Raw genomic sequence first — 12,921 nt, forward strand, 5'->3', positions numbered from 1 at the left:
GATGCGTCATTCTTGGAAGCAGGGACTCGCCGCCACCATCGCCAGCGTGGCGCTTGCCGGCTGCGCCGCGGTGCAGGTCAGCGCGCCGGCGGCGCCCGTCGAGGTCGTGCAGGACGCCCCGCGCAGCAGCCACTGGCAATACGACGCCAGCGGGCGGCCAGCCGCGGAGCGTGACGGCTACCGCCCGCCCAACAAGCTGGCGGTGCTGCTGCCACTCACCGGCAGCCTGGCCACCGCGTCCGCGCCGGTGCGCGACGGCCTGCTGGCCGGCTACTACGGCGAGCGCCGCCGCCGCCCGGACCTCGAGTTCTACGACACCGCCGGCACCGCGCAGGGCGCGGTCGCCGCCTACCAGCGCGCGATCGCCGAAGGCGCCGACCAGGTGGTCGGCCCGCTCGGCCGCGACGAGGTGGACGCGGTGTTCGTGCAGACGGCGCCGACCGTGCCGCTGCTCGCGCTCAACCGCGCCGGTACGCCGCCGCTGAACGCCGCCAGCTACGCGCTGGCACCCGAGGACGAAGGCCGCGGCGCGGCGGATTTCCTGGCCGCGCGCAACGCGCTGCGCGTGCTGGTGCTGAGCTCGGGCGATGACAGCGCGCGGCGCAGCATCGATGCCTTCACCACCCGCCTGCAGGCGCATGGCGGCAGCGTGGTGCAGCTGCTGGCGGTGGTCGGCGACGGACCCGCCGACATGACCGCGCTCATGCAGGGTGCGCTGCAGCGCGAGGGCGGCGTGGATGCGGTGTTCATGGCGCTGCGCGGGCCGCAGGCGCGGCTGGTCGCGCCCCAGGTCGCCGCCGCCGGGCTGGCCACGCGCCCGCGCGTGGCGACCTCGCAGATCATGTCGGGCACCGGCAAGGCCGGCGAGGATGCCGCGCTCGACGGCATCGCATTCCCGTCCGATGCCTGGTCGGTGACCGGCGTGCCGGGGCTGCCGTCCGCCGACAGCGTGGCCTCCTCGCTGCCCACCGCGCGCGGACCGGCGGCACGGCTGTTCGCGTTCGGCTACGACGCATGGCTGCTCACCGCCTACCTCGAGCACCTGGCCATGTCGCCCGAGGCCAGCGTGGGAAGCGCCAGCGGCACGCTGCGCATGGATGGCGATGGCAACGTGCTGCGTTCGCCGGCGTGGTCGACCTTCAGCGGCGGCAACGTGGTGCCGCTGGCCGGCGCCGGCGGTTGAACGAGACCCGGCGCCGCGGCGCCGACGTCGAGGCCGCGGCGCGCACGCATCTCCTGCGCGCCGGTCTCGGCGACGTGGCGGCCAACGCCAGCTACAGGCTCGGCGAGCTCGACCTGGTGATGCGCGACGGCGACACCCTGGTGTTCGTGGAAGTGCGCTACCGCGCCAGCGCCGACTACGGCGGCGGTGGCGGATCGGTCGACCGCGGCAAGCGCCGGCGCATCGTGCGCGCGGCGCAGCTGTTCCTGCTGCAGCACCCTGCCCTCGCCGAGTCGTACTGCCGCTTCGACGTGATCGACGCCAGCGGCGATCCGGCCGCGCCGGACTTCACCTGGCACCGCGACGCGTTCCGGCTCGACGACGCCTGACGGGCCACGCTCAGTCGCCGAAGTGCACGTGCCCGCTGCGTGGCACGAGCCACGGCTGGCCGGCGCGGTGCGCGCGGACGCCGTGCGGTTCCACGGTCGTGCCGATGCGCGTGACCGCCACGTCCGCCGCGCGCCCCGCAGCCTCGATCGCGCTGTCCACTGACGCCGGCGCGGTGAAGCACAGTTCGTAGTCGTCGCCGCCACCGGCCTGCAGCGCACGCAGCGCATCGCCTGCCAACGCGGCCTGCAGCGCGGCACTGGCCGGCAGGGTGTCGACATCGATCTCCGCGCCCACGCCGCTCGCGGCGCAGACATGGCCGAGGTCGGCGAGCAGGCCGTCGGAGACATCCAGGCAGGCATGCGCAAGCCCGGCCAGCGCACGGCCCAAGGCGATGCGCGGCAGCGGACGGTCCAGGCGCGCGCGCAGCGCTGCGTCGATGCGGTCGATCGCGCCGCGCGCGCGCCACTGCGCGAGTGCCGCGGCGGCATCACCGAGCGTGCCGCTGACCCACACGCCATCACCGACGCGTGCGCCGTCGCGGCGCAGGGCGGCGCCCGGCGCCACGAAGCCGTGCACGGTGACCGAGATCGACAGCGGCCCGCGCGTGGTGTCGCCACCCACCAGCGCCACGCGATGTTCGGCGGCCAGCGCCATGAAACCGTCGAGGAAGGCCGCGACCCACGCGGCGTCGCCTTCGGGCAGGGACAGCGACAGCGTGCACCACGCCGGCTCGGCGCCCATCGCAGCCAGGTCGGACAGGTTCACCGCCAGCGCCTTCCAGCCGATGTCGGCGGGCGCGGTGCCGGCGGGGAAATGCACGCCGGCGTTGAGCGTGTCCATGGCCACCACCAGCTCGCGGCCGGCGGGCACGTGGAGCACGGCGGCATCGTCGCCGATGCCGAGCAGCACGTCGTCGCGGCCGTGGGCGGCCCGCGCGCGGATGAGGTCGATCAGTTCGAACTCGGCCACGGCCGCGTGCCGGCGGTCAGCCGCGCGGGGCCTGCACTTCGGCCGCGCGCCATTCGGCGGCGGCGCGGTCGAGCACGCCGTTGACATAGGTGTGGCCGTGCTCGGAGCCGAAGCGCTTGACGGTCTTCAACGCCTCGTCGATCACCACCCGGTACGGCACGTCGATGCGGTGGCGCAGTTCGTAGGCGGCGATGCGCAGCATGGCGCGCTCGATGGGATCGACCTCGGCGATGCCGCGGTCGAGGAACGGGGCCAGCGCCTCGTCGAGCTCGCGGCGGTGGTTTTCCACGCCGCGCACCAGGTCCTCGAAATATTCGAGGTCGGCGACTTCCTTGGCCTGCTCGTGGGCGAGCTGCGAAATCGCGTCGCGGGCGTTGGCGCCCGACAGCTGCATGGCATACACCGCCTGCAGCGCGCGGCGCCGCGAGCGCGAGCGCGCCACCGGGTCCATGCCGCCATGGCGCGCGCCACCGCCGCGATACGGCTTCATGCCAGCACCGCCAGCAGGCTGGCCATCTCGAGCGCGACCAGTGCGCACTCCTCGCCCTTGTTGCCGTGGCTGCCACCGGCGCGGTTCTCGGCATCGGCCTGCTCGTCGACCGCGAGCACGCCGTTGGCCACCGGCACGCCGTGGTCAAGCTGCACGCGGGCCAGGCCGTCGGCGCAGCGGTCGGCGACGTGCTCGAAATGGCGGGTGTCGCCGCGCACCACGCAGCCCAGGGCGACGATGGCGGCATGCCGCCCGCCCTGCGCCAGGCGCGCGGCGGCCAGCGGGATCTCCCAGGCGCCGGGCACGCGGACCACGTCGACGTCATCCGCGGCCACGCCATGGCCATCGAAGGTCGCGCGCGCGCCGGCGACCAGCGCATCGACGATGCGCGGGTTCCAGCGGCTGGCGATGATGGCGAAGCGCGCGCCCTGGGGGGCGCGCAGGTCGCCTTCGTGGTGGGTCATGGGGGACATCCTCGGGTAGGCGGGCATTCTAGCCGAGCCGCATTACGCGGGCGGGTCGACGTACCCGACGACTTCCAGGCCGAAACCGGCCAGGCCGACCTGCTTGCGCGCGGTGCCCATCACCCGCAGCCGGCGCAGGCCAAGGTCGGCAAGGATCTGGCTGCCGGCGCCGTTGCGCCGCCATTCCAGCAGCGCCCCGCCGCGCGGTGCTTCGGCCGGCGCCGGAGCGGCTTCGTCTGCGGCGCGGATGCGCGCCAGCAGCACATCCGGGGTCTGGGCACCGTCGAGCAGCACCAGCGCGCCGCGACCCTCACGCGCGATCGCGGCCAGCACGTCGCCCACCGCCGGGCCGAAATCCGCCCTTTTCCAGTGCACGGCATCGGCGAGCGCATTGCGCACCTGCACGCGCACGAGCGTGGGCGTCTCGGGATCCGCGCCGGGCTCGCCACGCACCAGCGCGAAATGCAGGGCATGGCCAAGACGGTCGCGGTAGCTGTGGAGCTGGAACGGGCCGTGCGCAGTGTCGATCCGGCGCACGTCGACGCGCTCGACGGTGTGCTCGGTGGCCAGGCGATGGCGGATCAGCGCTTCAATGGACCCCATCTTCAGGCCGTGCTCGCGCGCGAACACCTCCAGCTCCGGGCGGCGCGCCATGGTGCCGTCGGGGTTGAGGATCTCGACCAGCACGCCGGCCGGCTCCAGGCCGGCGAGCATCGCCAGATCGGCGGCCGCTTCGGTGTGGCCGGCGCGCGCCAGCACGCCGCCGGGCTGCGCGGCGAGCGGGAAGATGTGGCCCGGCTGGGCGAGGTCCGCGGGCGTCGCGTTCGGGCGCACCGCGGTGCGCACGGTGTGCGCGCGGTCGTAGGCGGAAATGCCGGTGGTAACGCCCTCGGCGGCCTCGATGCTGACGGTGAAGTTGGTGTGGTGCGAGGAGGTGTTGGACTGCACCATCGGCGGCAGGCCGAGCTGCGCGCAGCGCTCGCGGGTCAGCGACAGGCACACCAGGCCGCGCGCGTGGGTGACCATGAAATTGATGTCGGACGGCCGCACCAGCTCCGCGGCCATGATCAGGTCGCCCTCGTTCTCGCGATCCTCGTCGTCGACGATGACGACCATGCGGCCGGCGCGGAGTTCTTCGAGCAGTTCGGGGACGGTGGCGAAAGGCATGGTTCAGCGGTCCTGCAGCAGGCGCTCGACGTAGCGGGCGACAAGGTCGATCTCGAGGTTGACGGGGTCGCCGACGGCGGTGTCGGCGAAGGCGGTGTTGGCGACGGTGTGCGGCACCAGCGCGACATCGAAGCTGTCATCCGCCACGGCATTCACCGTGAGGCTCACGCCGTCGACGCAGATCGACCCCTTGCGTGCGATGTACTTCATCAGCGCGGCCGGGGCCTGGAAGCGCCAGCGCTGGGCACGGCCGTCGTCGCTGACCGCGAGCACGCGGCCGACGCCGTCGACATGGCCGCTGACCAGGTGCCCGCCGAGGCGGTCGCTGGCGCGCATGGCGCGCTCGAGGTTCACCGCCGCGCCTTCGGCGAGCGCGCCGAGCGTGGTCAGGGCGAGGGTCTCGTTGGAGGCATCCGCCTCGAAATGCCCGGCATCGAACGCGACCACGGTCAGGCAGGTGCCGTTGACGGCGATGCTCTCGCCCAGGGCCGGATCGGCGAACGGCAGGCGGCCGACGGCGATGCGCAGGCGGGCGTCGCCGCCGCGTGCTTCACGCCGGTCGAGGGTGCCGACCGCTTCGATGATTCCGGTGAACATGCAGGCCTTCCGCCGTCCGTCTGGGCTCCGCGTGCGCCGCGCGCCACGCGGCCCGGCACCCGCGGAACGGGGCAGGCGCAGGCGTCGGGTGCTGCCGCGTGCCGGGGCATCCGGCGGCGCGGATTCTAGCATCGGGGTCGCGGGCGGCCCCGGGGACGGTGCGTCCCGGCAGCGGCGTCGCAGCGGGTTGCGGGCCGCGCCGCGCTCACGCGGCCGGTGCGGCGGACGGCGCGTCGACCCGCGTGGCCGCCTGGACCGGGTACAGGCGCATGCGCATGTCCTCGCCCACCTGCACCGTCTCCTCGACCCGCATCTGCATGCGGTGCGCCATGTCGGCGATGCCAAGGCCTGCGAACAACGGCCGCGCGTGCGCGCCGAGCAGGATCGGCGCCATGTAGATCAGCATCTCGTCGACCAGCCCGGCGTGCAGGAACGCGCCGGCCAGCGTGGCGCCGGCTTCGAGCTGGACTTCATTGATGCCGCGCGTGGCCAGCAGCCGCAGCACGGCGTCGAGGTCCAGCGCATTGCCCTGCGACGGCACCGCCACCCGGTCGATGCCGGCCAGGCGCGGCGGCTTGGCGTTGCCGGCGTGCAGGTACAGCGTGGGCGCGGCGCCCTCGCGCACGCGTCCGCGCGCCACGGTGGCCAGGCCGGGATCGAGGACCACGCGCAGCGGCGGCACGAAGTCCGCGCCGTCGGCCATGCGCACGGTGAGCTGCGGATCGTCGGCAAGCACCGTGCCCGAACCCGTGAGCAGCGCGCCGCTGCGCGCGCGCCAGCGCATCACGTCCTCGCGCGAGGCGTCGCCGCTGATCCACTTCGACTCGCCGTTGGCGAGCGCGGTGCGTCCGTCCAGGCTCATTGCCAGCTTGACGCGCAGCCATGGCCGGCCGCGCTCCAGGCGCGCCAGGTAGCCGCGGTTGAGCACGCGGGCCTGCGCCTCCATCAGGCCCGACTCGACCGCGATGCCGGCCGCGCGCAGGCGCTCGAAGCCGCTGCCGTCGACTTCCGGGAACGGGTCGCGCATCGCCGCCACCACGCGCGCCACGCCGGCGGCCACCAGGGCGTCCGCGCAGGGTCCCGTGGCGCCGGTATGCGCGCAGGGTTCAAGGGTGACGTAGGCAGTGGCGCCTCGCGCGCGCTCCCCGGCCGCCTCGAGTGCATGGACCTCGGCATGCGGACCGCCGGCGCGCTGGTGCCAGCCTTCGCCGACCACCTCGTCGCCATGCGCCAGCACGCAGCCGACCATCGGATTGGGTTTGGTGGTCCATGCGCCGCGCTCGGCGAGGCGCAGTGCGTGCGCCATCATGGCGTGATCGACAGCCGGAAATCCCTGCATCAGGTGCTGGTGTCCACGTTGGAGTAGAGGGGGTCGCCGCCGAGCAGCCAGTTGGCCGCCTGGTGGCGCTCGCCGGCGATGCTCAGGCAGCGCTGCAGCTGCTCATCGTCGGCCTGGTCGATGCGCACGCCTTCGATGGCCAGGTCGCCGTCGAGCAGCGCGCTTTCGTCGACGTCCAGGCTGGCCCAGCTGCACTCGCGCACGAAGGCCGCGAAGTCCATGGGCTGCGGATGCAGCTGCCAGTCCCGGAGGCGCCAGTGCAGCGCGAGCTGTTGCGCGGCGAACGTGTCGAGCGCGCGTTCGCCGCGCAGCTGCGGCGCGGGATCGCGGTCCAGGGGCGTGTCGTGGAGGAAACCCACCGCCTCGGCGGCCGCCACCGGATCGACCAGGCGGTCGTGGGCCAGCCCCGGCTGCAGGTCCATCGCCCAGCCCAGGACGTACAGGCCCTCGGCGCGCCAGCTGGCGTCGATCGCGGCCTTGTCCGCGAGTCGCCCGAGCGGCGTGGTGATGAGCTCGACCTCCGCCGGCTCCAGGGCGGCCATCAGATGGGCGGCATCGAGCCAGGCCCGCAGGCGCAGGTGCATCGCCTCCGCTTCCGGGTCGCCCGGATCCTGCTCCAGGGCGGCGCGACAGGCGATGCTGGCCAGGGCCAGCGCGCGCGCGTGCACGTGGCGCGCGCCCGGGCGTGGATGCAGGCCCGCTTCGCCGGGGTGCTGCATCGGGCTCAGCGCTTGCGGCCCTTGCCCGAGCGCGCATCGAACGGCAGCACGTCGCCGCCGAGCAGGGGCAGTTGGCCATCGCCCGGGGCTTCGCGTTCGAGGCGGTCGAGCTGCTCGCGGAAATCGGCGACGTCCTCGAATGCCTGGTACACCGAGGCGAAGCGCACGAAGGCGATGTGGTCGAGCTTGCGCAGCTCGGCCATCACGAACTCGCCCACCCGGCGCGAGGCGATCTCGCGCTCGGTGGTCATGCGCAGCTGGTGCACCACCGCACGCACCGAGGCTTCGATCTGCTCCTCGGAAACCGCGCGCTTGTGCAGCGCGCGGTCGAAGCCCAGGCGCAGCTTGCGCGCGTCGAAATTCTCGCGGCGGCCATCGGACTTGATGATCGCCGGCAGTTTCAGCTCGATGGTCTCCAGCGTCGAGAAGCGCTCGCCACAGGCCTCGCACTCGCGGCGACGGCGGATGGTCGCGCCGTCGTCGCTCACCCGCGAGTCGATCACGCGGGTGTCGTGGTGCTGGCAGAAGAGGCAATGCATCGTCGGCGGGCGCTCTGGTGCTGTGGCGGGGTGTCGAGCCGGTCCGGCCTCACCTTATCCGTAGACGGGGAAACGCGCGCACTGGCGGGTCACGTTTTCACGGACCCGGGCGATCACGGCCTCGTCGGCGGGCTGGTCGAGCACGTCGCAGATCCAGTTGGCCAGCTCCACGCAGTCGGCTTCGAGGTAGCCGCGCGTGGTCACCGCCGGCGTGCCCAGGCGCAGGCCCGAGGTCACGAACGGCTTCTGCGGGTCGTTGGGTACGGCATTCTTGTTGACGGTGATGTGCGCGCGGCCGAGCGCCTCCTCGGCAGCCTTGCCGGTGACACCCTTGCCGATCATGTCGACCAACATCAGGTGGTTCTCGGTGCCGCCGGAGACGATCTTGTAGCCGCGGTCGATGATCACCTTGGCCATCGCCTGGGCGTTCTTCACCACCTGCTGCTGGTAGGCCTTGAATTCCGGCTCCAGCGCTTCCTTGAACGCCACCGCCTTGGCGGCGATCACGTGCATCAGCGGACCACCCTGGATGCCCGGGAACACGATCGACTGCAGCTTCTTGGTGATCTCGTCGGCGGCCTCGCCCATGGCGGCGCGGCTGGCGACGATGATGCCGCCGCGCGGGCCGCGCAGGGTCTTGTGCGTGGTCGAGGTAACGATGTGCGCGTGCGGCACCGGGTTGGGATACACGCCCGCCGCGACCAGGCCGGCCACATGCGCCATGTCGACGAACAGGTACGCGCCGATCCTGTCTGCGATGGCGCGGAAGCGCGCCCAGTCGACGACCTGCGAATAGGCACTGAAGCCGGCGATGACCATCTTCGGCTTGTGTTCGACGGCGAGGCGCTCGACCTCGTCATAGTCGATCATGCCGGCCTCGTCGACGCCGTACTGCACGGCCTTGAACAGCTTGCCGCTGATGTTGACCTTGGCGCCGTGGGTGAGATGGCCGCCGTGGGCCAGCGACATGCCGAGGATGGTGTCGCCCGGCTGCAGCAGCGCCAGGTACACCGCCTGGTTGGCCTGCGAGCCGGAATGCGGCTGCACGTTGGCGTACATGTCGTCGGCGGAGCCGGCGGCGAACAGCTGCCTGACGCGGTCGAGCGCGAGCTTTTCGGCGACATCGACGTACTCGCAGCCGCCGTAATAGCGTTTGCCCGGATAGCCCTCGGCATACTTGTTGGTGAGCTTGGAGCCCTGCGCTTCCATCACCCGCGGGCTGGCGTAGTTCTCCGATGCGATCAGCTCGACATGGTCCTCCTGGCGGCGGCCTTCGTCGGCGATGGCCTGGGCCAGTTCGGGGTCGTAGCCTTCGATGCGCGCGTCTCGCGGGAACATGGTCACTCCGGGCGGAAGATGGGGTTCGGGCAATTGTAGCCCGCGGCCGCCAACGACCCCGCCGCACAGGAGCGGTGTCGTCTCCCCATGGAGTGGAAGCGCGGCGCTTGTATCGGCGCCGGGTACCAAGGCCCTTGAGGACTCATGTCCCCCGGCGATGGCCTGCGGCCATCGCCTCCTCCTTGACTTCGCCCTCAAGGGCCTTGGCACCCGGTCCGCCGCACTTCGCGGTGGTTTGAGGAGCGAAGCCGCTGCCCGCAAGCTCGCGCACGGTCGCGGTACCGGCAGCCGGAGCAAAGCCCCGCAGTGGCCGCGAGGCCGTCGCGGGGAAGTCAAGGAGGAGGCATCCGCCGCCAGGCGGATGCCGGGGGCGAAGCCGCGACGGCCTCGCGGCCACCACCGGGCTCCAGAGCCAAAAAAAGCGCGCCCTGAGGCGCGCCCTTGGTTCAAACCTGGCCGGACTCAGCGGCCGAGGAAGATGTCCGCGATGATCCCGGTGGCCACCGCGACCAGCAGGAATTCGCCGGCGTCGCTGCGCCGCCAGTGGTGGCCGCGCGGGGGATGGCGCAGGCCGTAGTGGCGGTAGTCCTGGACCACGTAGGTGGGGGCGTAGCCGGCGTACTGGTAATGGCGGCCACGGGCCCACGGCGGCGGACCGCGGTGGCCACGATTGTGGTGCACCACCACCGGCGAGCGGGACACGTAGACCACGTGGTCGCGATGCCCCTTGCCATGGCCCTTCCCGTGGCCCTTGCCACGGCGCGAATCGCGGTCGCGGTCTCGGCGGTAGTCGTCACGGGCATAGCGGTCGTTGCCGTAGCCACGCTCGTAGCCCCGGTCGTAGCTGCGGTCATGGCCGCGATCGTTGCCGCGGCGGCCGTCGTCACGCGCCATGGCCGGAGCGGCGAAAACCGCGCCGAAGGCCAGCAACAAGGTGGCCAGTGCAAGGGTCCTGGTGTGTTTCATCGCCGTCTCCCGTGGTGGTGCAGCGACTATCGGCAAACCGTCCTGAACGAATGCACTACCTGCGCGGCGCGCTCCCGGGACCATTCAGATTCGGCAAGCCCGCCTCGGCGGGTCCGCGCATGGCCCGCTATAATCGCGCCATCCCCAGCCACCGATCCTGCCCGCGCACCCGCATGGGCGGCGGCGGCGTCGCACCGGAGCTTCCATGTCGCAATACATCTACACCATGAACGGCGTCAGCAAGACGGTGCCGCCGAAGCGCCAGATCATCAAGGACATCTCGCTGTCGTTCTTCCCGGGGGCCAAGATCGGCCTGCTCGGCCTGAACGGCTCCGGCAAGTCCACCGTGCTCCGCATCATGGCCGGCGTGGACACCGATTTCTCCGGCGAGGCGCGTCCGCAGGCCGGCATCAAGGTGGGTTACCTGCCGCAGGAACCGCAGCTCGACCCCACGCAGACCGTGCGCGAGGCGGTCGAGGAGGGCGTGGGCGACGTGCTGCAGGCGCAAAAGCGCCTCGACGAGGTATATGCCGCCTACGCCGAGGAAGGCGCCGATTTTGACGCACTGGCCAAGGAACAGGAGCGCCTGGAGGCGGTCCTCGCCGCCGGCGACGCGCACACGCTTGAAAACCAGCTCGAAGTGGCCGCCGATGCGCTGCGCCTGCCGCCGTGGGAAGCCACCATCGGCAACCTGTCGGGTGGCGAGAAGCGCCGCGTGGCGCTCTGCCGCCTGCTGCTGCAGAAGCCGGACATGCTGCTGCTCGACGAACCCACCAACCACCTCGACGCCGAGTCGGTGGAATGGCTGGAGCAGTTCCTGGCGCGCTACACCGGCACCGTGGTGGCGGTGACGCATGACCGCTACTTCCTCGACAACGCCGCCGAGTGGATCCTCGAACTGGACCGCGGCAAGGGCATCCCGTGGAAGGGCAACTACACCGACTGGCTGACCCAGAAGGGCGACCGCCTGAAGCAGGAAGAGTCGTCGGAAAAGGCGCGCCAGAAGGCGATCCAGAAGGAACTCGAGTGGGCGCGGCAGAACGCCAAGGGCGGCCGCTCCAAGGGCAAGGCGCGCCTGGCGCGCATCGAGGAGCTGCAGGCGGTCGACTACCAGCGCCGCAACGAGACCAACGAGATCTTCATCCCGCCGGGCGAGCGCCTGGGCGCCAAGGTGCTCGAGTTCAAGAACGTCTCCAAGCGCTTCGGCGACCGACTGCTGATCGACGACCTGAGCCTGATGGTGCCGGCCGGTGCGATCGTCGGCATCATCGGCCCGAACGGCGCCGGCAAGTCGACCCTGTTCAAGATGATCACCGGCCAGGAGAAGCCCGACTCCGGCAGCATCGAGATGGGCTCGACGGTCAACATCGCCTATGTCGACCAGAGCCGTGACGCGCTGGAAGGCAACCACAACGTCTTCCAGGAAGTCTCCGGCGGCCTCGACATCCTCAACATCAACGGCATCGAGATCCAGTCGCGCGCCTACCTCGGCCGCTTCAACTTCAAGGGCCAGGACCAGCAGAAGATGGTCGGCACGCTGTCGGGCGGTGAACGCGGCCGCCTGCACCTGGCCAAGACGCTGCTGCAGGGCGGAAACGTGCTGCTGCTCGACGAACCGTCCAACGACCTCGACATCGAGACCCTGCGCGCGCTCGAAGACGCGCTGCTGGAGTTCCCGGGCAACACCTTCGTGATCTCCCATGACCGCTGGTTCCTCGACCGCATCGCCACGCACATCCTGGCGTTCGAGGGCGACAGCCACGTCGAGTTCTTCCAGGGCAACTACCGCGAGTACGAGGAAGACAAGAAGCGCCGCATGGGCGACGACGCGGGCCCGAAGCGTCTGCGCTTCAAGGCGCTGAAGTAGGGGCGTTTTTGCCACGGACCTGCGCGGATGGACGCGCAGATCCGCGGCCAAGGAATCTTTTGACCTGATCCGTGGCAAGAAAGGAAACTTCCGATGGGTTTCATGCAGGAGCTGCGCGGGCGATGGTCGACGTCGGGGTCGCTGGTCTGCGTGGGGCTGGATCCGGAGCCGGCGAGGTTTCCCGCGCGGTTTGCCGATGACGACGATGCGGTGTTCGCGTTCTGCCGCGACATCGTCGACGCCACCGCCGAGTTCGCCTGTGCGTTCAAGCCGCAGGTCGCGCATTTCTCGGCGCTCGCTGCAGAGGGCGCGCTGGAGCGGCTGGTCGCGCACATCCACGCGGTGCATCCCGGGATCCCGGTGATCCTGGACGCGAAGCGCGGCGACATCGGTTCGACCGCACAGCGCTATGCGACGGAAGCCTTCGGTCGCTACGACGCCGATGCGGTCACGGTGAACCCGTACCTCGGTGGCGATTCGCTGCAGCCTTTCCTCGACCACGCCGATCGCGGCGTGGTGATCCTGTGCCGCACGTCCAACCCCGGCGCCGCCGACCTGCAGGACCTGCCGGTCGACGGCAAGCCGCTGTACCAGCACGTCGCCGCCAGGGCCGCGCGCGACTGGAACGGCCATGGCAACGTGGCGCTGGTGGTGGGGGCGACCTGGCCGGAGCAGCTGGCCGAGGTACGCGCCATCGTCAGCGACATGCCGCTGCTGGTGCCCGGCGTGGGTGCGCAGGGCGGCGACGTGGAAGCGGTGGTGCGCAACGGTCGCAGCGCCGATGGCACGGGCCTGCTGGTCAGCTCGTCGCGGGCGATCCTCTACGCCTCGGCCGGCGACGACTATGCGGCTGCAGCCGCGGGCGCCGCGCGCACGCTGCGCGACGCGATCAACCGCCACCGCTGAGCGCGGCG

General features: G+C 71.5%; 14 protein-coding genes. 4 read left to right on the forward strand and 10 right to left on the reverse strand.

The genetic code is table 11. The annotated features are described in order from the left end of the window. Position 1 precedes the first annotated feature (1 nt). Together IDM46_RS13600 and IDM46_RS10915 are read left to right on the forward strand one after the other, a co-directional pair. Positions 2-1,183 carry a penicillin-binding protein activator gene (locus IDM46_RS13600; protein WP_223877960.1) on the forward strand — a complete coding sequence of 394 codons (1,182 nt, stop codon included), beginning with the start codon at positions 2-4 and terminating at the stop codon, positions 1,181-1,183. Continuing rightward, positions 1,180-1,551, forward strand: a complete 372-nt coding sequence (locus tag IDM46_RS10915) for a YraN family protein (RefSeq protein WP_223877961.1) — start codon at positions 1,180-1,182, stop codon at positions 1,549-1,551. The genes IDM46_RS13600 and IDM46_RS10915 overlap by 4 nt, the downstream gene beginning before the upstream one ends. Positions 1,552-1,561: 10 nt before the next feature. Here IDM46_RS10915 and thiL read toward each other — a convergent pair whose 3' ends face one another. The 10 genes from thiL to IDM46_RS10965 form a co-directional block, all read right to left on the reverse strand. Continuing rightward, entirely contained in the window at positions 1,562-2,521 is a 960-nt protein-coding gene (gene thiL / locus IDM46_RS10920; RefSeq protein WP_185115717.1) for a thiamine-phosphate kinase, read from the reverse strand. A gap of 16 nt (positions 2,522-2,537) precedes the next feature. Beyond that, on the reverse strand, positions 2,538-3,011 hold the full coding sequence (gene nusB / locus IDM46_RS10925) for a transcription antitermination factor NusB (RefSeq protein ID WP_182824893.1): 474 nt from the start codon (positions 3,009-3,011) through the stop codon (positions 2,538-2,540). Continuing rightward, on the reverse strand, positions 3,008-3,475 hold the full coding sequence (gene ribH, locus IDM46_RS10930; protein ID WP_182824891.1) for a 6,7-dimethyl-8-ribityllumazine synthase: 468 nt from the start codon (positions 3,473-3,475) through the stop codon (positions 3,008-3,010). Before ribH ends, nusB begins: the two co-directional genes overlap by 4 nt. A 42-nt stretch (positions 3,476-3,517) precedes the next feature. Next, positions 3,518-4,642 (reverse strand): 3,4-dihydroxy-2-butanone-4-phosphate synthase, encoded by a 1,125-nt coding sequence (ribB, locus tag IDM46_RS10935; protein ID WP_182824889.1) that lies wholly within the window; start codon positions 4,640-4,642, stop codon positions 3,518-3,520. Positions 4,643-4,645: 3 nt separating this feature from the next. After that, the gene (locus tag IDM46_RS10940) at positions 4,646-5,239 is read right to left on the reverse strand and encodes a riboflavin synthase (protein WP_182824886.1); all 594 of its coding nucleotides are present in this window, start codon (positions 5,237-5,239) and stop codon (positions 4,646-4,648) included. A 205-nt stretch (positions 5,240-5,444) separates the two neighbouring features. Then, positions 5,445-6,578: a bifunctional diaminohydroxyphosphoribosylaminopyrimidine deaminase/5-amino-6-(5-phosphoribosylamino)uracil reductase RibD gene (gene ribD / locus IDM46_RS10945; RefSeq protein WP_182824884.1), complete on the reverse strand. Its 1,134-nt coding sequence runs from the start codon at positions 6,576-6,578 to the stop codon at positions 5,445-5,447. After that, positions 6,578-7,297: a DUF4272 domain-containing protein gene (locus tag IDM46_RS10950; protein WP_185115718.1), complete on the reverse strand. Its 720-nt coding sequence runs from the start codon at positions 7,295-7,297 to the stop codon at positions 6,578-6,580. The genes ribD and IDM46_RS10950 overlap by 1 nt, the downstream gene beginning before the upstream one ends. 5 nt (positions 7,298-7,302) lie before the next feature. Further along, entirely contained in the window at positions 7,303-7,836 is a 534-nt protein-coding gene (nrdR, locus tag IDM46_RS10955) for a transcriptional regulator NrdR (protein ID WP_182824880.1), read from the reverse strand. 54 nt (positions 7,837-7,890) lie between these two features. Then, entirely contained in the window at positions 7,891-9,174 is a 1,284-nt protein-coding gene (gene glyA / locus IDM46_RS10960; RefSeq protein ID WP_185115719.1) for a serine hydroxymethyltransferase, read from the reverse strand. Between the two features lie 462 nt (positions 9,175-9,636). After that, entirely contained in the window at positions 9,637-10,140 is a 504-nt protein-coding gene (locus tag IDM46_RS10965) for an RcnB family protein (RefSeq protein WP_185115720.1), read from the reverse strand. A 205-nt stretch (positions 10,141-10,345) separates the two neighbouring features. Here IDM46_RS10965 and ettA point away from each other — a divergent pair, with 205 nt between their 5' ends. Then, a complete protein-coding gene (gene ettA / locus IDM46_RS10970) occupies positions 10,346-12,007 on the forward strand; it encodes an energy-dependent translational throttle protein EttA (protein WP_182824876.1) in 1,662 nt (553 codons plus the stop codon). Positions 12,008-12,100: 93 nt separating this feature from the next. Beyond that, complete coding sequence (gene pyrF, locus IDM46_RS10975; protein WP_185115721.1) at positions 12,101-12,913, forward strand: orotidine-5'-phosphate decarboxylase; 813 nt, start codon at positions 12,101-12,103, stop codon at positions 12,911-12,913. Positions 12,914-12,921 lie beyond the last annotated feature (8 nt).

Origin of the sequence: Luteimonas sp. MC1825 (assembly GCF_014764385.1) — a bacterium.
Classification (GTDB): Bacteria; Pseudomonadota; Gammaproteobacteria; order Xanthomonadales; family Xanthomonadaceae; genus Luteimonas.